This is a genomic window from Aeromicrobium sp. WCS2018Hpa-31, assembly GCF_031843905.1.
Taxonomy (GTDB): Bacteria; Actinomycetota; Actinomycetes; order Propionibacteriales; family Nocardioidaceae; genus Aeromicrobium.
Window position 1 is genome coordinate 24,194 of the sequence record NZ_JAVTJF010000014.1, and the last position, 18,683, is coordinate 42,876.

Consider the following 18,683-nt stretch of genomic DNA (forward strand, 5'->3'; position numbering starts at 1 on the left):
CCGCCGCCGGATCGCCGTTCAGCCCACGACGTCGACGAGGAGGTCGTGGAGCAGACGTCGTGCCGGGTGGTCGGTGGTGGCGCGCCGCCAGACGAGCTGGACGCGTCGCTCGGGCACCGGGTCGACGACGGGCACCGTGACGACCTCCGGGGGCAGGGGCCCGCGACCCATCCGTGGGACGAGGGCGACGGCCACGCCCGCAGCGGCGAGCGCGAGGTGCGAGGCGTACTCGTGGTCGATGTAGCGCAGCTCGGGCCGCAGCGCGTGATCGGCGAACATGGCCACGAGCCAGTCGTGGCAGATGCTGCCGGCAGGCGTGCACACCCACTGCTCCTGCACCAGGTCGCGCGGGGTCACCGACGTCCGGGTGGCGAGCGGGTGGTCGCGGTGGACCACGAGGTCGGCCCGGTCGGTGAGGAGGGGCGCCGCGTCGACGCCCGGGGGGATCTCGAGGTGGACGGACTCCCAGTCGTGCACGAGCCCGGCGTCGGCGGTGCCCCGTGCCACCTGGAGCACGACGTCGCGCGGGTCCGCCTCGACCACCGTGACCCGCAGCTCCGGCGCCTCGACGGCCAGGCGGGCGAGCAGGGGTGCCACGAGCCCGCGGTTCGCCGTCGCGAACGTGGCCAGGTGGAACGGACCCTGGGGACGGCTGCCGTCGCGCCCGAGGTTCGACAGCGACTCCAGCTCGTCCAGCACCGCCGACCCACGCTCGGCGAGCAGTCGGCCGACGTCGGTGAGCACGACGCCGCGTCCCACCCGCTCCAGCAGGGGGCGGCCCTGCTGCCGCTCCAGGCGCTTGACCTGCTGGGAGACCGCCGACGGCGTGTAGCCCAGGGCGTGGGCCGCGGCCACGACGCTGCCGTGCTGGTGCACGGCGAGCAGGGAGCGGAGGGCACTCAGGTCGATCATGCAGAAACCGTACATGGAATCGTGAAGAAAGCATCGCTGGACGTTCACGGTCCTGGCCACCAGACTGGCGCGGTGACCCGTCGTGACAGCCTCCTCGCCGTGCTCGTCGCCGTCCTGTGGGGCGGCAACTTCGTGGCCATCCACCTCGGGCTGGAGGACGTGCCGCCGTTCCTGTTCCTGGCGATCCGGTTCGTGCTCGTGGCGGTCCCGCTCGTGTTCCTCGTCCCGCGGCCGAAGGCGTCGTGGCAGGCCGTCGTCGCCGTGGGCGCGTTCATGAGCCTCGGCCAGTTCGGCCTGCTGTACCTCGCGCTGTCGATCGGGATGCCGGCCGGCCTGGCCTCGCTCGTGCTGCAGGCCCAGGTGGTGCTGACGATGCTGTTCGCGGCGCTCGCCCTGGGGGAGCGGGCCACGCGCCGCCAGGGCGTCGGAGCCGTCGTGGGCACGGCCGGCCTGGCCGTGGTGGCCGTCGGCTTCGGGGCCGACGCGTCGATCGTGCCGCTCCTGGTGACGGTGGCCGCCGCTGCGTCGTGGGCGGTCGGCAACGTGGTGGCCCGCGCGGCCAAGGTGGAGTCGGGACTGTCGCTGGTCGTGTGGTCGGCGCTCGTGGTCCCACTGCCGTGCCTGGCGGTCTCGTGGGTCGTCGACGGCCCCGACGTCATGGTCGAGGCGCTGGCCGGGTTCGGCTGGACGGCGCTGCTGAGCACCCTCTACACCGTGGTCGGCGCGTCGCTCGTGGGCTACACGATCTTCAACGGCCTCATGGCGAAGCACCCCGCGTCGTCGGTGGTGCCGTACATCCTGCTCGTGCCCCCGGTCGGGATGCTCAGCGCCTGGCTCGTGCTGGGGGAGGTCCCGAACCTGCTCGAGGCGGTGGGCGCCCTCGTCATGCTGGTGGGCGTGACGGTCGCGGTCACGTCGAGCCGGCGACCCGCCGTGGTGGTGGCGACGCCCTCCTGACTGCCCCCTCCTGGCTGCCCCCTTGACTGCCCCCCTTGACTGCCCCCCTTGACTGCTCCGTCGCAGACGGGCGTCAGCCGAGCAGCGCCGCTCGCGCCATCCGTGCGAGCAGGACCCGCAGGTCGGCCTCGGCGATGCGCGCGCTGTGCGGGGTGGAGTTGAGCAGGCCGAACGTGGCCTGCACGGCGGCGCGGGCGGCGGTGCGGGTGAGGTCGTCGCGCAGCGTGCGCACGACGTCGACCCACACGTCGACGTAGGCCAGCTGCAGGGCCCGCACCTCGGCGCGGGCGTCGGCGTCGAGGGACGACCACTCGCGTTCCTGCACCACGATGTAGGCGGGGTGGGTGACGGCGAAGTCGATGTGCCAGTCGATGAGAGCGTCGAGCCGACCCGGTCCGTCGGGTGCGGCGGACACGCGTGCCCGACCGGTCTCCAGCAGCTCCGTGCTGATGTCGACCAGTGCCTGGGCGAGCACCGACTCCTTGCTGCGGAAGTGCTTGTAGATGGCCGGGCCCGAGATCCCCGACGCCGCGCCGACGTCGCCGACGCTGACGCCGTGGAAGCCGCGGTCGGCGAACAGCTCGACCGCGCTGCGGGCGATCTCGCGACGGCGGTCGGACATGGCACGACCGTACCGCATCTGGTTAATGGGTGTTAACCTCAGGCGCATGAGCACCGGCTCCCCCTCCACGCTGCGCGACCTCGTCGACGAGCTGCACGAGCGCACCGCCCGCGTCCGCCGCGGCGGCAGCGACGCCTCGCGCGAGCGGCACGTCGCCCGCGGCAAGCTCCTTCCGCGCGACCGGGTCGACCGTCTGCTCGACCCGGGCTCGCCGTTCCTCGAGATCGCGCCCCTGGCGGCCTACGGGATGTACGGGGGCGACGGGCCTGGGGCTGCGGACGAGTACGCCGTGCCGAGCGCGTCGATCATCACCGGCATCGGCCGCGTGGCCGGCCGTGACGTGATGGTGGTGGCCAACGACGCCACCGTGAAGGGCGGCACCTACTACCCGCTCACGGTCAAGAAGCACCTGCGCGCCCAGACCGTGGCGCTGCAGAACCGGCTGCCCTGCGTCTACCTCGTCGACTCCGGGGGCGCCTTCCTGCCGATGCAGGACGAGGTGTTCCCCGACCGCGACCACTTCGGCCGCATCTTCTTCAACCAGGCGCAGCTGTCGGCGCGCGGCATCGCGCAGCTGGCGGCCGTCATGGGCTCGTGCACGGCCGGCGGTGCGTACGTGCCGGCGATGAGCGACGAGTCGGTCATCGTCAAGGAGCAGGGCACGATCTTCCTCGGCGGGCCCCCGCTCGTGAAGGCCGCGACGGGCGAGGTCGTGACGGCCGAGGACCTCGGTGGCGGCGACGTGCACGCCCGCACGTCCGGCGTCGTGGACCACCTGGCCGACGACGACGCTCACGCCCTCGACATCGTCCGCTCCATCGTCGGCACCCTGGGTCCGGCCCGCACCCACCTGGAGCCGCAGCCGGCGCTGCCGCCGCGCGAGGACCCCGAGACGTTGCTCGACGTCGTGCCCGTCGACGGCCGCACGCCCTACGACGTGCGCGAGGTGATTCGCCGCGTCGTCGACGACTCGCGCCTGCACGAGTTCAAGCCCCTCTACGGCGACACGCTCGTGTGCGGGTTCGCCCACGTGGAGGGCTATCCCGTCGCCATCGTCGCGAACAACGGCATCCTGTTCAGCGAGTCGGCCCTCAAGGGTGCCCACTTCGTGGAGCTGGCCAACCAGCGCGGCATCCCGCTGCTGTTCCTGCAGAACATCACCGGCTTCATGGTCGGCCGCGAGTACGAGAACGGCGGCATCGCCAAGGACGGCGCGAAGCTCGTCACCGCCGTCGCGTCCAGCGTCGTGCCGAAGCTGACGGTGATCATCGGTGGCTCGTTCGGCGCGGGCAACTACGGCATGTGCGGCCGGGCTTACGACCCCCGCTTCCTCTGGACCTGGCCCAACGCGCGCATCTCGGTGATGGGCGGCGAGCAGGCCGCATCGGTGCTCGCAACCGTGCGACGCTCTGCCATCGAGGAGGGGGGCATCGAGGGGAAGGGCGGCGCCTGGTCCGCCGAGGACGAGGAGGCGTTCAAGGCGCCGATCCGCGACCAGTACGAGGCGCAGGGCAACCCCTACTACGCCACCGCGCGCCTGTGGGACGACGGCATCCTCGACCCGCGCGAGACCCGCCGCGTGCTCGGGCTCGCCCTCCAGACCTGCGCGAACGCGCCCGTGCCGTCGTTCGCCGACCGACCCGATCTCGACGGTGGAGCCCCCGGCTTCGGCGTCTTCCGGATGTGAGCCGATCATGACCGAGATCCAGACCGTCCTCGTGGCCAACCGCGGCGAGATCGCCCGCCGCGTGGTCCGTGCGTGCCGGACCGCCGGCCTGCGCAGCGTCGCCGTCTTCACCGACCTCGACGCGCACGCGCTCCACGTCGAGGAGGCCGACGAGGCCGTGCGCATCGACTCCTACCTCGACGTCGACGAGGTCGTGGCCGCTGCCGTGTCCTCCGGTGCCGACGCCGTGCACCCCGGCTACGGCTTCCTGTCCGAGAACGCCGCCTTCGCGCGTGCCGTGGAGGCCGCCGGGCTCGTGTTCGTGGGTCCGTCGGCCGACGTCATCGAGCTGATGGGTCGCAAGGACCGGGCCCGCGAGGTCGCCGAGCGAGCCGGCGTTCCGGTGACCCCGAGGTACGAGACCGACGACGTCCCCGCCGACGCCTACCCGGTGCTCGTGAAGGCCGCGGCCGGCGGGGGCGGCAAGGGCATGCACGTGGTGCGCCGCCCCGAGGACCTCGCCGACGCCGTGGCCACCGCGCGTCGGGAGGCGGCGTCGTCGTTCGGCGACGACACCCTGCTCGTCGAGGCGTACGTCGAGGGCGGCCGCCACGTGGAGGTGCAGGTCTTCGGCGACGACCACGGCACCGTCGTGCACCTCTTCGAGCGCGACTGCTCCGCGCAGCGTCGCCACCAGAAGGTCGTCGAGGAGGCGCCCGCGCCCGGTCTCGACCCCGCGCTGCGTGCGCTGCTGCACGACTCGTCCGTGGCGCTGTGCCGCGAGGTCGGGTACACCGGGGCGGGGACGGTCGAGTTCCTCGTCGCGAACGGCCCCGACGGCAGCCAGGTGGGGTACTTCCTCGAGATGAACACGCGCCTGCAGGTGGAGCACCCCGTGACCGAGCAGGTGACGGGCCTCGACCTCGTGCAGTGGCAGCTCGACGTCGCGGCGGGCCTGCCGCTGCCCCTCGCGCAGGACGAGATCACGTGCACCGGCCACGCCGTGGAGGTGCGCGTGTACGCCGAGGACCCGTACACCGGGTTCCTCCCGCAGGCCGGGCACGTGCTCGACGCGCGCTGGGGCTCTGTCGATCTGCCGCCCACGGCCCGGCACCCCCGCCGGGCCGAGGTGCACGCCTCGATCGAGGGGGAGGCGGTCGTCTCGTCGGCGTACGACCCGATGCTGGCCAAGCTCGTCGCCCACGGGCCCGACCGCGACGCCGCGGTCGACGCACTGCTCGACGTGGTCGACTCCTCGGCGGTGGAGGGCATCGACACGAACCTCGGCTGGGTGCGGCGGCTCGTCGACTCGCCGGAGTTCCGCGCCGGCGAGGTGCACACCGGCTGGCTCGACGCCTACGAGGGCCCGCTGCTGGAGCGGCCGTCGGTCGCGCCCGAGGCGCTGCGATCCGCGGCGCTGCTGCTCGGCGAGGCCGACGACGAGTCGCCGTTCGGTCGCGGCGACGGCTGGCGCTCGGCCGGTCCCCCCGTGCCGCTGACGGTGCACGTCGCCGAGCCCGACGGCACGACGCACGACGTCGTCGACGATTCCGGTCTCGCGCATGCCGACGCGACCGCGCGGGGGCGCCGCGTCTGGTCCACCTGGCAGGGGCAGACGTGGGTGCTCGAGGCCGCCGACGCCATGCGTCGCTCGTCGGTGGCGGCCGCCGGCACCGCCGACGTCGTGTCGCCCATGCCTGGTGCGGTCGTGGCGCTCGACGTCGCGGTCGGCGACGCGGTGACGGCGGGTCAGCGGCTCGGCGCCGTGGAGGCCATGAAGATGGAGCTCGCGCTCGTCGCCCCGCACGACGGCACCGTCACGCACGTGGGAGCAGTGGTCGGCGACCAGGTGGCGATGGGCCACGTCGTGGTGCACGTGGAGCCCGCGGCGGGCGACGCATGACCCTCCCCGCATCCTCTGCCGCCCAGGGCCCGGCGTCCCTGCCGATGGTCGTCCCCGACGACGGCCTCCCCGACCGCGTGACGATCTACGAGGTCGGCCCTCGTGACGGCCTCCAGAACGAGAAGGCCGTGGTCCCGCTCGAGGTGAAGGCCGCGTTCGTGCGTCGCCTCGTCGCTGCCGGGCTGCCCGTCGTCGAGGCCACCAGCTTCGTCCATCCACGGTGGGTGCCGCAGCTGGCCGACGCCGCCGACCTGGTCGAGGCCCTGCGAGAAGGGCCGCGGTTCGAGCACCCGGTGCTCGTGCCCAACGAGCGCGGCCTCGACCGAGCGCTGGAGGCCGGGTGCAGCCACGTGGCCGTGTTCGCCAGTGCCACCGAGACCTTCGCGGCCAAGAACCTCAACAGCGACCTCGACGCCCAGATGGCGATGTTCGAGCCCGTCGTGCGGCGTGCCCGCGAGGCCGGCGCCGACGTCCGTGCCTACGTGTCGATGTGCTTCGGCGACCCCTGGGAGGGTCCGGTCGACCCCGACGTGGTCGTCCGCGTGGGCTGCGACCTGCTCGAGCTGGGTGCGGTGCAGCTGTCGCTCGGCGACACGATCGGCGTCGCGACCGCCGGCCAGGTGGGCGACCTCGTGCGTCGGTTCGGGGCGGCCGGCGTGGGGCCCGAGCGGCTGGCCCTGCACTTCCACGACACCTACGGCCAAGCCCTCGCCAACGTCCACGCCGGGCTGCAGGCCGGCGTCACGACCTTCGACGCCTCGGCCGGTGGCCTGGGCGGGTGCCCGTACGCGCAGAGCGCGACCGGCAACCTGGCCACCGAGGACCTGGTGTGGTTCCTGACCGGTCTCGGCATCGAGCACGGCGTCGACCTCGACGCGCTCGTGGCCACCAGCTCCTGGATGGCCGAGCAGCTGGGCAAGCCCCCGGCCAGCGCCGTGGTCCGCGCCCTGTCCTGAGCCGTGCGGCCTTGCGGCCGGGCTGCGGGCGTCGGGGGCGGTGACAGGATGGAGCCATGACGTCGGCGGTGGTGGTGGGCAGTGGACCCAACGGGCTGGCGGGCGCCGTGCGCCTGGCGCAGGAGGGTCTCGACGTGACCGTCCTCGAGGCCGCCGACCGCGTCGGCGGTGGGACGCGCACCAGCGAGCTGACCGTGCCCGGGGTGCTGCACGACGAGTGCTCGGCGTTCCACCCGATGGGCGTCGCCTCGCCCTACCTCGCGTCCCTCGAGCTCGAGCGGAACGGCCTGCGCTGGCTCTGGCCCGAGGTCGACCTCGCGCACCCGCTCGACGACGGCCGCGCCGGGGTGGTCAGCCGCGACATGGAGCGCACGGCAGCCTCGCTCGGCGCCGACGCGCGCTCGTGGAAGAAGCTGTTCGGCCCGATCACGCGAGACTTCGACGACCTGCTCGCCGACGTGCTGCGTCCCGTCGTGCACGTGCCGTCGCACCCGCTCACCCTCGCCCGCTTCGGGCTCCAGGCGGCCCTGCCGGCGAACGTGCTGGTCCGTCGCTTCGACGACGAGCCCGCCCGCTCCCTGTTCATGGGCGTGGCCGCGCACGTGTTCGGTCGCCTCGACACGCCGCTCAGCGCCTCGGTGGGTCTCATGCTCGGCGCCGCGGGCCACCGCTACGGCTGGCCGGTCGCCGAGGGTGGCTCGGGGTCGATCGCAGCAGCGCTGGTCGCCCGACTGGAGGAGCTCGGTGGCACCGTGCGCACCGGCGTCGAGGTCACGAGCATGGGCCAGCTGGCCGAGGAGATCGGCACCCGCCCCGACGTCGTCCTGCTTGACACCTCGCCGCGCGGCGCCCTGGGCATCGTCGGCGACGCGATCCCGCCCCTCGTGGCCCGGCAGCTGCGGGGCTACCGCTACGGTCCGGCGGCGTTCAAGATCGACGTGGCGATCGAGGGCGAGATCCCGTGGACCAACGCCGAGGTCCGCCGCGCCGGCACCGTCCACGTCGGCGGGTCCGCCGCCGAGATCGTCGACGCCGAGGGGCGCACGGCCCGCGGTGTCATGCCGGACCGTCCCTTCGTGCTGCTCGGCCAGCAGCACCTCGCCGACCCCAGCCGCTCGCGCGACGGGATCAACCCGATCTGGGCGTACGCGCACGTTCCGCACGCATGGCCGGGTGACGCGACGGACCTGATCCTGGGCCAGGTCGAGCGTTTCGCCCCCGGCTTCCGTGACCGGGTCGTGCAGGTGGTCTCCAAGGGCACGGCGCAGCTCGAGGCCGGCAACGCCAACTACGTGGGCGGCGACATCGGCACCGGCGCCAACACGTGGCGCCAGATCCCGCTGCGCCCCCGCCCCACGCTCGACCCGTACTCGCTCGGCGTCGACGGCGTGTACCTGTGCTCCGCCGCCACCCCGCCCGGCGGCGGCGTGCACGGCATGGGCGGCTTCAACGCCGCCGAGGCCGCGCTGCGGCGCCTCTAGGTCGCCCGCGTCGCGACGAGGATGCTGTCGCGGACGGTGTGGGCGCCCATGCCGGTGTGGGTGCGCTCGACGACCTCGGTGCGTGCGTCCCACCCGTCGCCGAGGGCCGGCAGCAGCGCCTCGGGCACGAAGAGGTCGTCGCGGTCGCGGATGCCCGCCGGCACGTCGCCCGGGTGGTGCCCCACGACGAGCAGCGTGCCGCCCGGCGCCACCGCGGCCGAGAGCCGGCGCACGACGTCGAGCATCGGCTCGGGCGGCAGGTGCACGTAGTGCGCGGTCACGAGGTCCCAGCGCTCGTCGCCCGGCTCCCAGGTGCGGATGTCGCCCACCCGGAACGACGTCCGCTCGGCCACCCCTGCCTCCTCGGCGTGCTGCTGCGCCCGGTCGAGACCGGTGGGTGAGAAGTCCATGCCCGTCACGTCCCACCCGTGCTGGGCCAGCCAGATGACGTCGGCACCCTCGCCGCAGCCGACGTCGATCGCGCGGCCCGGCGGGAGCTCCGACGCCTTCACCGGGACCTGCGGGTTCACGCGACCGCTCCAGACCGGAGCCGCCTCGCCGTACCGCTCCTCCCACGCCTCGGGCTCGCGCATCGCGGCGCGCGAGTCCTCCACGGCGGTGTCGGTGTCCTCGGCGACGAGCTGGGCGTTGAGGAAGGCACCGGTCTGCATGCCGGCCGCAGCCGAGCCGATGACGGTCGACATCGGCGCGGCGGCGTTGCCGACCGCGAGGACGCCGGGCACGGGGGTCGCCCCGGTCGCGTCGACCTCGAGACCCACGGCCATCGGCGTCCCGTTCATCTCGACCGGCGCCGTCGGCACGCCGAGCAGGTCGGCGACGTCGGTGCGGGCGCGGGGGAACGACGCGACGGCGATCGCGTCGAGCTCCACCACGGTGCCGTCGGCGAGGCGCACGCCCGAGAGCCGGTCATCGGTCACCAGCACCTCGGCCACGACGTCGTCGACCACGCGGTGGCCCTTGGCGCGCAGCGGCTCACGCTGCCCGTGGTCCAGTGCGACGCCGTTCGCCAGGACGGTCAGCTGGTCGGTGAGCTGGCCGAACAGGCCGGCCTGGTGCAGGCCCAGGGGACTGGTCAGCAGCACGCCGACGCGCTGGTCGCGCACCTCCCAGCCGTGGCAGTAGGGGCAGTGCAGCACGTCGCGTCCCCACCGCTCGGCCAGGCCGGGGACGTCGGGCAGCTCGTCCACGACCCCGGTGGCCAGCACCACGCGGCGCGCCACGAACCGGCTGCCGTCGTCGACCGTGATGGCGAACGAGGGAACCGGTCCGAGGAGCGCCTCCGCGCCGGTGACGCGACCGTGAACGACGGTCGCCCCGTAGGACTCGACCTCCTCGCGACCGATCCGGGCGAGCTCGAGCGGCGGGATGCCCTCGCGGCCGAGGTAGTTGTGCATGTGGTCGGCCGGCGCGTTGCGCTGCTCGCCGGCGTCGACCACGACGACGGAGCGTCGCGAGCGGGCGAGGACCAGCGCGGTGCTCAGACCGGCGGCACCTCCGCCCACCACGACGACGTCGACGGAGGTGGGGTCAGGAGTGGAGTTCAGGCTCATGGGACGAGCCTGCACCGCGCGTGCTGACTTGACAAGCAGTGTTGCCGTAATGGCAAACTGGTCCGATGGAAGCCTCGGATCTCGGCGACGTGCTGGCCGGCGTCGGCCCGCGCCTGCGCCAGCTCCGCCTCGAGCAGGAGGCCACGCTCACCGACCTGGCCGATCAGACCGGGATCTCCGTGAGCACCCTCTCGAGGCTGGAGTCCGGGCAGCGCAAGCCGACGCTGGAGCTCCTCCTGCCGCTGGCCGCCGCCCACGGCGTGGCCCTCGACGAGCTGGTCGACGCACCCGAGACCGGCGACCCGCGGGTCCGTGCCCGCCCGGTCGTGCGGCACGGGCGGACCTTCGTGCCGCTCACGCGACGTCCCGGCGGGCTCCAGTCGTACAAGATCGTCATGCCGCCCGAGCCCGGCGCCGAGCCGACCCTGCAGACGCACGAGGGCTACGAGTGGATGTACGTGCTGTCCGGGCGGGTGCGCCTCGTGCTCGGCACCCGTGACCTGACGATCGGACCGGGCGAGGTGGTGGAGTTCGACACCCGGACCCCGCACTGGGTCTCCTGCCCCGGGCCCCACCCCGCCGAGGTGCTGGCCATCTTCGGCCCCCAGGGCGAACGGATGCACGTGCGCACCTGAGTCGGCCGACCTGGACGGTCAGGCGCCGGGCGGGACCGGCTCGACGGTCGGACCGGCCGACGTCGCGACACTGCGCTCGCCCAGCTTCACCAGCACCACGCCGGCGAGCACGAGCGCGCCGCCGACCAGCTGGGCCGGACCGGGCAGCTCGCCGAGCAGCAGCCAGGCGAAGACGACGGCCAGCAGCACCTCCGACAGCGCCACGAACGACGCGACCCGCGAGCCCAGCCGCCGACCGGCCGCGATGCCGGTGACGTAGGCGAGCGCGGCGGTCACCACGCCGAGCAGCAGCACCGGCACCCACCAGTCGACGGTCGCGCCACCCAGGGCCACGTCGCGGGTGGAGGCCGTCATGGGCAGCACGCCGACGAGGCCCCCGAGGCCGAGCACCGCGGTGCCCACCATCAGCCCACCGCCGGCGAGCGCGAGCGGCGGCACCGCCACGCGGTCGTCGGCCGAGACCAGGAAGTAGGTGGCGGCACCGACCGTCGCACCGAGCGCCCAGAGCACGCCGATGCCGTCGAGCGAGACTCCGGAGACCACGCCGAGCACGAGGGCCAAGCCGCCCATGGCCACCACGGCGCCGGCCACCGTGAGCCGACCCGGGCGCTCGCCCCGCGCCACCCACAGGAAGAGCACCACGGCGACCGGTGCCATGTACTCGATGAGCAGCGCCACGCCCACCTGGAGCGTCTGCACGGCGTAGAAGAAGCACAGCTGGGCCCCGGCGACGGCGAGGATCCCGTAGACCACCACGGCGGGGCCGGCGGCCCGGGCGCGGTGCCACCGTCCGCGCATCGCGAGGGCGGCGGGCACGGCCACGACGAGCGCGGCCACGCCCATGCGGATCGTCGCCGCGGCACCCGCGCTCCAGCCGGTGTCGAGCAGCCCGCGAGCGAGCGACCCCGAGAGCCCGAAGGCGGCGGCCGAGACGAGCGCGAAGACCAGGCCGCTCGACGTGTGGCCGGACCCGGAGGTCGACGACCGTCGAGTGCCGTCAGGAGCGTAAGTGGTCATGGCTCATGACGGTAGAGCGTCGTGGCATAAGGTGTCAACATGGTTTTCGCTCCTGACACCGAGGCGAACCTCGTCGCGGCCGTCGAGCTCGTGAACACGGCGTCGGATCCCGACACGCTGACCTCGGTGAGCGCGCTCGACGAGTACTACGCCCGGCACGGCTACACCGGCCGGCACGACCGCGACCGCGCGGAGCTCGACGCCGTCCGTGCTCTGCGCGCCGACCTCCGTGCGCTGTTCACGGCCTCCGTCGACGACGCCGTCCGTCGGGTCAACGCCCTGCTCGACGAGCACCCTGCGCGGCTGCGGCTGGTCAACCACGGCCGCCTCGGGCACCACCTGCACGTCGCCGACGACGACAGCCCGCTCCCGTCCCGCATCGGGGTGGAGACGGCCGTGGCCTTCGCCGACGTCGTCAGCGCCGGCGAGCTGTCGCGGTTCGGCGTGTGCGCGGACGACGGCTGCGACGGCATCGTCCTCGACCTCACCCGCAACCGGTCACGGCGCTTCTGCAGCACCACGTGCGGCAACCGGTACGCGGCCGCGGATTACCGGGCCCGGCAGCGGGAGCAGGAGTGAGCCTCGACCGGAAGACCGAGCTCGACTGCTACCGCGCCCGGAAGGGCGAGTTCCGCGTGGTCGACGTCCCGTCGCTGACCTACCTCGCGGTCGACGGCCGGGGCGACCCGAACACCTCGCCCGCCTACGCCGAGGCGCTCGGTGCGCTCTACCCCGTCGTCTACACGCTGCGGTTCGCCGGCAAGGCGCTCGGCCACGACGAGGTGGTCATGCCGCTCGAGGCGCTCTGGTGGTCCGACGACATGGCCACGTTCACGACCTCGCGGGACAAGAGTCGATGGAGCTGGACGGCGATGATCCTGGCGCCGACCTGGGTCGACGACTCCGCCCTCGCCGACGCCGTCGCCGCGGTGACGCGGGAGAAGGATCGGCCGGTCGGGCTGGAGCGGGTCACGCTCCGAACGCTTCACGAGGGCCTGTGCATGCAGACGCTCCACGTCGGTCCCTACGACGACGAGGGACCCGTGCTCGCCCGCATGCACGACCACGAGATCCCAGCCGCCGGACTACGGATGACGGGCCACCACCACGAGATCTACCTCGGTGACCCGCGGCGCACCGCGCCGGAACGGCTTCGCACCATCCTGCGTCAGCCCGTCGAGCGCGGCCCGCGTACCACGGGCTGCACGGCCTGATCGACCGGTGCGGATCCCACCGTCTCGGCGTCCAGAAGGTGGAATCTCCACCTCTCGTTGCCTGCGGCCTCAATCGGTGGAGAAGTCACCGCTCGGGGGGCTAGGCGGAGCGGACGTTGCGGTCGCGCAGCTCGCGGGCGGCGTACTGCCCGATCTGGCGCGTGGCCCAGCCGTCGCTGCCGGCGCCCACGGCGCCGCCGATGAGCGGGACGCGCCGCGCGACGAGGGTCACCGCCCGACGTCCGACGGTGCGCGTGACCAGCTCGGCCGTGACCTCCTGGGAGATGATCCGGTCGAGCTCGGGCGAGTGCATGGGCGACGTCGCGAGCGTCATCGGCGCCGAGGGCAGCTTGCCCGAGCGCAGCAGGTCCTTGACGGCGTCCTCGCCGAGCATGCAGACCAGGATCGCGTTGCGGACCCGCGGGTCCTCGAGGTCGTAGCCGCGCAGCGCCGCGATGCCGGCCACCATGTGGGCCTGGACGAGCGTCACGCCGACGACGTTGGCCGGGACGGCGACCGCCACGGCAGCGATGCCGCCGAGGTTGGTCACGAAGCCCTGGGCACCCGCGAGCGCCGTGTGACGACGGACGTGGCGCGCGATCGCCTGCTCCACGTCGCCGTCGCTGTCCACGAGGTGCGCGTCCGCGGCCTTGCGCGCCGACGGGAGCGGTCCGAGACCGTCGATCGCCCGGTCCAGCACCTGGCGGACGAAGCCGCCGGCGACCTGGGGAGCGATCTTGTTGGTGGCGGCCACAGCCGCCTTGCCACGTAGTCCTGCCATGCCCTCATCCTAGGGAAGCGGGCCTCGGCCGCCCGCCGAACGTGGGCGTGGACGGCGGGTGGCCCTACGCTCACCCCATGGACCAGGCGTTCAGCCAGCGGGTCACCTCGCGCGGCTGGCTCGACGAGGCGCACGCCTGGTTGCACGAGCGCGCCGAGGAGGCGGGGCACGTGCTCGCCGGACCCATCCAGCAGCCCCGCGTGCGGCCGTGGTCCACCCAGCTGGTCGTGCCGACCGACCGCGGACGGCTGTGGTTCAAGGCGAACTGTCCGTCGATGGCCTTCGAGCCCGCCCTGCACGAGCTGCTGTCCGGGATCGCCCCCGACCAGGTCGCGGCCCCACTCGCGATCGACCCGGGCCGCGGCTGGATGCTCACGGTCGACCGCGGCGAGACCCTCGGCGACTCGCGCGAGCCCACGCTCGCCGACTGGCGGGGTGTGCTGATCGCCACCGCGCGCCTGCAGCGCCGCCTCGCCGACCACCGCGACGACGTCCTCGCCACCGGCGTCCCGGACTGTGCCCCCGTCACCGTGCCCGACCGGTTCGACGCGCTCCTCGACCTGCTCCGGTCGGTGCCGGCGGACCACCCGTCCTTCGTTGATGCCGAGACCGCCGAGCGGCTGGCCGCGCGACGCGACGAGCTGGTGGAGGCCGTCGCCCGGCTGGCGACGTCGGCGATTCCCGTGACGGTCCAGCACGGCGACGTCCACCCCTGGAACGCCTTCGCCGACCTGCGCGTCTTCGACTTCGGCGACCTGCAGTGGGCGCACGCCCTCGAGGTCCTGAGCGTCCCGTACGGCTGGATCACGTCGCGCACCGACATCGCGTGGGACGAGGTCATGGCCACCTACGCCGAGATGTGGTCCGACGTGGCGAGCCCGCGTGACGTCGCCGAGCTCTACGCGGCCACGGCGTTCACCCAGGCCGTCAACCGCGCGCTCACCTGGTGGGAGTCCCTCGAGACCGCGACGCCCGAGGAGTGGACCGAGTGGGGCGACGCCCCACGGCACCACCTGCTCCGGGTCCTGGAGGCCTGACCGATGGGCCCGGCCCGATGAGCCCGACACCCCTCCCGCGGTCGATGTGGGAGTTCCACCCCGACGAGTGGCCCGACGGCGACTGCGTGGCCGCGGGTGCCGACCTCGACCCGTCCACCGTGGTGGAGGCCTACCGGGGCGGGGCCTTCCCGATGCCCCACGACGACCGCCTCTACTGGTGGTCGCCGACGGAGCGCGGCGTCCTGGAGCCGTCGGCCCTGCGGGTGTCGCGGTCGTTGCGCCAGTCGGTCCGGCGCTACGAGGTCACCGTCGACACCGCCTTCGCCGAGGTCGTCGACGCGTGCGCCGACCCGAGCCGGCCCGGGGCGTGGATCGACCAGGGCGTCCGCGACGCGTACGTGCGCCTCCACGAGCTGGGCTGGGCCCACTCGGTCGAGACGCGCGACGGCGACGGCGCGCTCGTGGGCGGGCTGTACGGCCTGTCGGTGGGGCGGCTGTTCGCGGGGGAGTCGATGTTCCACCGCGCCCGTGACGCCTCGAAGGTGGCCCTCGTCGCGCTGGTGGACCTGGTGGGGCCCGACGCCCTCGTGGACGTGCAGTGGTCCACCCCGCACCTGGAGTCGCTCGGTGTCGTCACGTGGCCGCGCGAGCGCTACCTCGACGCCCTCCCGGCGCTCGTGGACGCCCCCGGACCGGCCTGGGAGTCGCTCCGAGGCCCGATATCACGGGGACGAGGCACGCCGTAGGGCCCGGGGTGCCGCGGAATGTCGGTGTTTCCTCCCTAGACTGACAAGCGCACAACATCCGAATCTCCTAGGAGTCCCCGTGGCTATCTCCCGCAGCGACCTCGTCTCGGCTCTCGCCGAGAAGGCCGACACCACCAAGACGACCGCCGACGACGTGCTCAGCGCGCTCGCCGACGTTCTCATCGACGCCGTCAGCAAGGGCGAGAAGGTTGCCATCCCCGGCATCCTCTCGGTCGAGCGCGTCTCCCGTGCCGCGCGCACGGGCCGCAACCCCGCGACCGGCGAGACCATCGACATCCCCGCCGGCTTCGGCGTGAAGGTCAGCGCCGGCTCGAAGCTGAAGGCTGCCGCCAAGTGAGCTAGGGCGTGCACCGCACGCCCGGCAACGCTACGGCGAGGCCCCCGGACCACACGGTCCGGGGGCCTCGCCGCGTCCGCGGCCATGGCGTGGGCCGCGACGGAGCCGGGTCAGGTCGTCGGCCGCCCTGCGGCCGCCCAGGCGTCCATGCCGCCGGCGAGGTTGACGACGTCGTGGCCCTGCTGCGCCAGCCAGGCCGTCGCGCGGGCCGAGCGTCCACCCACGTGGCAGACCACGAGCGTGCGGGCCTGCGGGTCGAGCTCGCCGACGCGCGTCGGCAGGTCGCCGAGCGGCACGTGCGTCGCGCCGTCGACGTGCCCGGCGTCCCACTCGTGCTGCTCGCGCACGTCGAGCACCACGAGGTCGTCGGGCAGGGGGTCGGGCAGGTCCTCGACGGTCGTCGTGGGGACGTCCACAGGTCTCACTCCTCGTCTGGTCGGGCGTCCCGCCCGTCCCACCGGCATCGTCCGTCTCGGGAGGCGAGTGGGGCCAGGGGGTGGAAAACCAGGGGGGACATGGTTACTTTGGACTATATGCGTGCAGACGGAGAGAGCGGAGCCGGCGCCACACCGGCGTCGTCACGCCCCTCCGCGACCGTGCGACTGCCGTTCGAGCCGTCCACACCGAGCATGGCGCGCACCAAGCTCGCGGGCTTCCTGACCGTCCATCGCGCCGGCCCCGGCACCATCGACGACGCCCTCATCGTGCTGAGCGAGATGGTCGCCAACGCCGTGGCCCACGGCCGGCCCGCCGCCGACGGCACCATGGAGATCGCCTGGACGATCGACGTCGATCGCCAGCTGCTCGAGATCAGCGTGCACGACGGCGGCGAGGGTGCCTCGCTCGAGCCGATCGACTTCGACGAGGACTCCCTCAGCGGTCGTGGCCTGTCGATCATCAACCGGGTGGCCGACCGCTGGTGGGTCGACATGTCGGCCGGCACGCGTGTGGGCGCCGAGCTCGCCCTCGACCACTGACGACCCTCTCCGCCGCGAGCCTCGGCCCGGCTCGTTAGGGTGCGGCCATGGGAAAGAAGTCGCGCCGCACCAAGGCCCCGAAGCCTGCCCGCATGCCGTTCGTGGCCCGCACGTTCGAGGGACTGCCCGGGGAGGGTGACTGGATCGCGCTGCGCGAGTTCGTGCCCGCAGCCACGGCCACGGTCACGCTCAACGACGGCGAGCAGGTGCGCGTGTGCTCCCTGCTCCCCGGAAGTGGGGCCGGCATCCGCCGTCCCGACGGCGAGATCTGGCTCGGTCTGCAGGTGCTGCACAACCACGGCGACGTGAGCCGCGACCTCGCCGGCACCATCGAGACGGCCCGCGAGACTGAGCCCGGCAACCCCGTCCCCGTGCGCGACCCCGGCGTGGGCGACCGGCTGCAGCAGGTCGTGGACCCGGCGTCGTCGTTCGACGTCGAGGTGCACGACGGCTTCGACTTCTGGGTGGAGGGCACCGATGCCGAGGGCTCCGACGCGCTCGCCCAGGCCAACGAGTCGGTCTCGCCGACCGAGCGTCTGACCTCCGTCGAGGCCGCCTACTGGGTGCGCATGGCGGACAAGCGCTACCTGCGCTGGGTGGTCACCAAGAACGAGGACACGGTGCTCGACGGCTTCGCCCGCCTGGCCGCCGCCGGTGAGGAGACGCTGGGCGAGGGCACCAAGCTCATCGGCATGTTCCGCGCGCACGGCCTGCTCGTGCCGGTGTGGGAGATGGACCCCGACGTGGTCGACGACGGCGCTGCGGCGCTCGACGCCCCCCTCGCGGCGCTGTCCGAGCGTCTGGACGCCGCCATCGACGACGACGCCCCGCTCACGTCGGAGCAGCGCAACGCCCGCTCCAACCTGACGAGCCGCCAGCTCACCATCCGCTGAGCCGGGCGGTCAGCAGGCGCCGACGACGCCGGTCTTCAGTCGCTTGGCCACGATCGTGCCGTTGACGCGCGTGGAGAACTTGCCCGAGGCGTACCACTGGACCCGGCCGCTGCCCTGGGCTGCGGACGTCTGGGCGACGTCCCGCTTCCCACCGCCGAACCAGCCGTCGGCGTCGGGGGCGTAGGCCACGCGCGCCCAGCTGCCGCCGCAGGGGCGCCGGAAGAGCGCCAGCTGGGTGACGGCTCCCTGGCCCGGCTTGGGGCGGGAGAAGCCCTTGGCCGTGCCGCGCTTGGCCGTGCGGTCGAACTCGACGTGGACGCAGGGCTTGATGAGAAGCATCCCGATGTACTCGGTGGCGGTCAGTCCGCTTCCGTCGCTCCCGTCGCAGTTGACCTTGCTGACGGTGTCGGCGTGGGCGGGGGCGGCCGCGAGGACCGTGGACGCGACGGCGAGGGCGGTCGCGGAGATCAGGCGCTTCATGAGGGGTTCCTCTCGGGGTGGGTCGGAGTCAGCAGGTGCCGATGGCGGGGGTCGTGCGGACGGTGCTCTGGCGCGTGCTGGGGTAGCCGTCGACCTTCCAGGACAGGACGGCCTTGGCGCGCCACTGCTGGCCGCGGATCGGTGACGTGACCGGCGCCGAGCCCACGAAGTCGAACACGGCGTACCCGTCCGTGTCGGCGTCGTAGAAGGACGTGCGCCAGGCGCCGCCGCAGGTGCGGCGCTGTACGACGAGCTCGGTCACGGCCCCCAGCTTGGGGTCACCGAACGACAAGGTGCTGCCGTTGCCGGTCACCTTGCGGGTCTCGCCGTCCCACCGGATCTGGACGCAGGCGGCCCGAAGCGTCTTGTTGTTCAGGCAGCTGGACTTGGTGACGTCGGCCGGGAGTGAGGCCGAGGCGGGGGCGACGGTGGTGGCGAGGCCGACGGCGGCCGACGCGGCCAGGGCGAGGAGGGTGCGCTTCATGGGAGTCTCCGAGGGGGATGGGCTCCGGGGGC

21 protein-coding genes are annotated in these 18,683 nt (G+C 73.4%); 13 read left to right on the plus strand and 8 right to left on the minus strand.

Going from position 1 to position 18,683, the window contains the following annotated elements:
• Window positions 1–18: 18 nt before the first annotated feature.
• Window positions 19–912: a LysR family transcriptional regulator gene (locus RQG84_RS16930; RefSeq protein WP_311210988.1), complete on the minus strand. Its 894-nt coding sequence runs from the start codon at window positions 910–912 to the stop codon at window positions 19–21.
• Window positions 913–984: 72 nt separating this feature from the next.
• Between RQG84_RS16930 and RQG84_RS16935 the strand changes: the two genes are divergently transcribed.
• Complete coding sequence (locus tag RQG84_RS16935) at window positions 985–1,869, plus strand: EamA family transporter (RefSeq protein ID WP_311210989.1); 885 nt, start codon at window positions 985–987, stop codon at window positions 1,867–1,869.
• A 73-nt stretch (window positions 1,870–1,942) separates the two neighbouring features.
• On the opposite strand, the gene RQG84_RS16940 is transcribed toward RQG84_RS16935, so the two are convergent.
• The gene (locus RQG84_RS16940) at window positions 1,943–2,491 is read right to left on the minus strand and encodes a TetR/AcrR family transcriptional regulator (protein WP_056557304.1); all 549 of its coding nucleotides are present in this window, start codon (window positions 2,489–2,491) and stop codon (window positions 1,943–1,945) included.
• Window positions 2,492–2,537: 46 nt separating this feature from the next.
• On the opposite strand from RQG84_RS16940, the gene RQG84_RS16945 reads away from it, so the two are divergent.
• From RQG84_RS16945 to RQG84_RS16960, 4 genes are read left to right on the plus strand one after another with little or no spacing between them, the layout of a single operon-like run.
• Window positions 2,538–4,178 carry a carboxyl transferase domain-containing protein gene (locus RQG84_RS16945; protein ID WP_311210990.1) on the plus strand — a complete coding sequence of 547 codons (1,641 nt, stop codon included), beginning with the start codon at window positions 2,538–2,540 and terminating at the stop codon, window positions 4,176–4,178.
• Between the two features lie 7 nt (window positions 4,179–4,185).
• Window positions 4,186–6,060 carry a biotin carboxylase N-terminal domain-containing protein gene (locus tag RQG84_RS16950; RefSeq protein ID WP_311210991.1) on the plus strand — a complete coding sequence of 625 codons (1,875 nt, stop codon included), beginning with the start codon at window positions 4,186–4,188 and terminating at the stop codon, window positions 6,058–6,060.
• Window positions 6,057–7,016: a hydroxymethylglutaryl-CoA lyase gene (locus RQG84_RS16955; protein ID WP_311210992.1), complete on the plus strand. Its 960-nt coding sequence runs from the start codon at window positions 6,057–6,059 to the stop codon at window positions 7,014–7,016. Before RQG84_RS16950 ends, RQG84_RS16955 begins: the two co-directional genes overlap by 4 nt.
• Window positions 7,017–7,072: 56 nt before the next feature.
• Window positions 7,073–8,497 (plus strand): NAD(P)/FAD-dependent oxidoreductase, encoded by a 1,425-nt coding sequence (locus RQG84_RS16960; protein ID WP_311210993.1) that lies wholly within the window; start codon window positions 7,073–7,075, stop codon window positions 8,495–8,497.
• Here RQG84_RS16960 and RQG84_RS16965 read toward each other — a convergent pair.
• Entirely contained in the window at window positions 8,494–10,068 is a 1,575-nt protein-coding gene (locus tag RQG84_RS16965; RefSeq protein WP_311210994.1) for a bifunctional NAD(P)/FAD-dependent oxidoreductase/class I SAM-dependent methyltransferase, read from the minus strand. The two genes, RQG84_RS16960 and RQG84_RS16965, sit on opposite strands and share 4 nt — an antisense overlap.
• 65 nt (window positions 10,069–10,133) lie before the next feature.
• Here RQG84_RS16965 and RQG84_RS16970 point away from each other — a divergent pair, with 65 nt between their 5' ends.
• A complete protein-coding gene (locus RQG84_RS16970; protein ID WP_311210995.1) occupies window positions 10,134–10,703 on the plus strand; it encodes an XRE family transcriptional regulator in 570 nt (189 codons plus the stop codon).
• A gap of 18 nt (window positions 10,704–10,721) precedes the next feature.
• On the opposite strand, the gene RQG84_RS16975 is transcribed toward RQG84_RS16970, so the two are convergent.
• Complete coding sequence (locus tag RQG84_RS16975; RefSeq protein ID WP_311210996.1) at window positions 10,722–11,720, minus strand: DMT family transporter; 999 nt, start codon at window positions 11,718–11,720, stop codon at window positions 10,722–10,724.
• Window positions 11,721–11,759: 39 nt separating this feature from the next.
• On the opposite strand from RQG84_RS16975, the gene RQG84_RS16980 reads away from it, so the two are divergent.
• Both RQG84_RS16980 and RQG84_RS16985 read left to right on the plus strand, forming a co-directional pair.
• A complete protein-coding gene (locus RQG84_RS16980; protein ID WP_311210997.1) occupies window positions 11,760–12,299 on the plus strand; it encodes a CGNR zinc finger domain-containing protein in 540 nt (179 codons plus the stop codon).
• The gene (locus RQG84_RS16985) at window positions 12,296–12,934 is read left to right on the plus strand and encodes a GyrI-like domain-containing protein (RefSeq protein ID WP_311210998.1); all 639 of its coding nucleotides are present in this window, start codon (window positions 12,296–12,298) and stop codon (window positions 12,932–12,934) included. The genes RQG84_RS16980 and RQG84_RS16985 overlap by 4 nt, the downstream gene beginning before the upstream one ends.
• Before the next feature lie 100 nt (window positions 12,935–13,034).
• Here the strand turns inward: RQG84_RS16985 and RQG84_RS16990 are convergent, their stop codons facing one another.
• Window positions 13,035–13,715: an EcsC family protein gene (locus RQG84_RS16990; RefSeq protein WP_311210999.1), complete on the minus strand. Its 681-nt coding sequence runs from the start codon at window positions 13,713–13,715 to the stop codon at window positions 13,035–13,037.
• A 77-nt stretch (window positions 13,716–13,792) separates the two neighbouring features.
• Between RQG84_RS16990 and RQG84_RS16995 the strand changes: the two genes are divergently transcribed.
• The 3 genes from RQG84_RS16995 to RQG84_RS17005 all read left to right on the plus strand — a co-directional run bounded on the left by RQG84_RS16995 (window position 13,793) and on the right by RQG84_RS17005 (window position 15,817).
• Window positions 13,793–14,752, plus strand: a complete 960-nt coding sequence (locus RQG84_RS16995) for a phosphotransferase (protein WP_311211000.1) — start codon at window positions 13,793–13,795, stop codon at window positions 14,750–14,752.
• Between the two features lie 17 nt (window positions 14,753–14,769).
• Window positions 14,770–15,459, plus strand: coding sequence for a leucyl/phenylalanyl-tRNA--protein transferase (gene aat / locus RQG84_RS17000; protein WP_311211001.1), 690 nt, complete (start codon window positions 14,770–14,772; stop codon window positions 15,457–15,459).
• 85 nt (window positions 15,460–15,544) lie between these two features.
• Window positions 15,545–15,817, plus strand: a complete 273-nt coding sequence (locus tag RQG84_RS17005; RefSeq protein WP_200914486.1) for an HU family DNA-binding protein — start codon at window positions 15,545–15,547, stop codon at window positions 15,815–15,817.
• Between the two features lie 110 nt (window positions 15,818–15,927).
• On the opposite strand, the gene RQG84_RS17010 is transcribed toward RQG84_RS17005, so the two are convergent.
• Window positions 15,928–16,233, minus strand: a complete 306-nt coding sequence (locus RQG84_RS17010) for a rhodanese-like domain-containing protein (protein WP_311211002.1) — start codon at window positions 16,231–16,233, stop codon at window positions 15,928–15,930.
• Between the two features lie 213 nt (window positions 16,234–16,446).
• On the opposite strand from RQG84_RS17010, the gene RQG84_RS17015 reads away from it, so the two are divergent.
• A complete protein-coding gene (locus RQG84_RS17015; protein WP_311211003.1) occupies window positions 16,447–16,794 on the plus strand; it encodes an ATP-binding protein in 348 nt (115 codons plus the stop codon).
• 47 nt (window positions 16,795–16,841) lie between these two features.
• The gene (locus tag RQG84_RS17020) at window positions 16,842–17,687 is read left to right on the plus strand and encodes a DUF5926 family protein (protein ID WP_311211004.1); all 846 of its coding nucleotides are present in this window, start codon (window positions 16,842–16,844) and stop codon (window positions 17,685–17,687) included.
• A gap of 9 nt (window positions 17,688–17,696) precedes the next feature.
• Here the strand turns inward: RQG84_RS17020 and RQG84_RS17025 are convergent, their stop codons facing one another.
• Window positions 17,697–18,167, minus strand: a complete 471-nt coding sequence (locus tag RQG84_RS17025; RefSeq protein WP_311211005.1) for a hypothetical protein — start codon at window positions 18,165–18,167, stop codon at window positions 17,697–17,699.
• Between the two features lie 28 nt (window positions 18,168–18,195).
• Window positions 18,196–18,651, minus strand: coding sequence for a hypothetical protein (locus RQG84_RS17030; RefSeq protein ID WP_311211006.1), 456 nt, complete (start codon window positions 18,649–18,651; stop codon window positions 18,196–18,198).
• Window positions 18,652–18,683: the final 32 nt, after the last annotated feature.

Coding starts and splice junctions, on each gene's coding strand:
- RQG84_RS17015 (WP_311211003.1), top strand. CDS start 16,447: ATGGCGCGCACCAAGCTCGCGGGCTTCCTGACCGTCCATCGCGCCGGC.
- RQG84_RS16965 (WP_311210994.1), bottom strand. CDS start 10,068: ATGAGCCTGAACTCCACTCCTGACCCCACCTCCGTCGACGTCGTCGTG.
- RQG84_RS16945 (WP_311210990.1), top strand. CDS start 2,538: ATGAGCACCGGCTCCCCCTCCACGCTGCGCGACCTCGTCGACGAGCTG.
- RQG84_RS17025 (WP_311211005.1), bottom strand. CDS start 18,167: ATGAAGCGCCTGATCTCCGCGACCGCCCTCGCCGTCGCGTCCACGGTC.
- RQG84_RS17030 (WP_311211006.1), bottom strand. CDS start 18,651: ATGAAGCGCACCCTCCTCGCCCTGGCCGCGTCGGCCGCCGTCGGCCTC.
- RQG84_RS16990 (WP_311210999.1), bottom strand. CDS start 13,715: ATGGCAGGACTACGTGGCAAGGCGGCTGTGGCCGCCACCAACAAGATC.
- RQG84_RS16930 (WP_311210988.1), bottom strand. CDS start 912: ATGATCGACCTGAGTGCCCTCCGCTCCCTGCTCGCCGTGCACCAGCAC.
- aat (WP_311211001.1), top strand. CDS start 14,770: ATGAGCCCGACACCCCTCCCGCGGTCGATGTGGGAGTTCCACCCCGAC.
- RQG84_RS16970 (WP_311210995.1), top strand. CDS start 10,134: ATGGAAGCCTCGGATCTCGGCGACGTGCTGGCCGGCGTCGGCCCGCGC.
- RQG84_RS16975 (WP_311210996.1), bottom strand. CDS start 11,720: ATGACCACTTACGCTCCTGACGGCACTCGACGGTCGTCGACCTCCGGG.
- RQG84_RS16950 (WP_311210991.1), top strand. CDS start 4,186: ATGACCGAGATCCAGACCGTCCTCGTGGCCAACCGCGGCGAGATCGCC.
- RQG84_RS16960 (WP_311210993.1), top strand. CDS start 7,073: ATGACGTCGGCGGTGGTGGTGGGCAGTGGACCCAACGGGCTGGCGGGC.
- RQG84_RS17020 (WP_311211004.1), top strand. CDS start 16,842: ATGGGAAAGAAGTCGCGCCGCACCAAGGCCCCGAAGCCTGCCCGCATG.
- RQG84_RS16980 (WP_311210997.1), top strand. CDS start 11,760: ATGGTTTTCGCTCCTGACACCGAGGCGAACCTCGTCGCGGCCGTCGAG.
- RQG84_RS16995 (WP_311211000.1), top strand. CDS start 13,793: ATGGACCAGGCGTTCAGCCAGCGGGTCACCTCGCGCGGCTGGCTCGAC.
- RQG84_RS16955 (WP_311210992.1), top strand. CDS start 6,057: ATGACCCTCCCCGCATCCTCTGCCGCCCAGGGCCCGGCGTCCCTGCCG.
- RQG84_RS16940 (WP_056557304.1), bottom strand. CDS start 2,491: ATGTCCGACCGCCGTCGCGAGATCGCCCGCAGCGCGGTCGAGCTGTTC.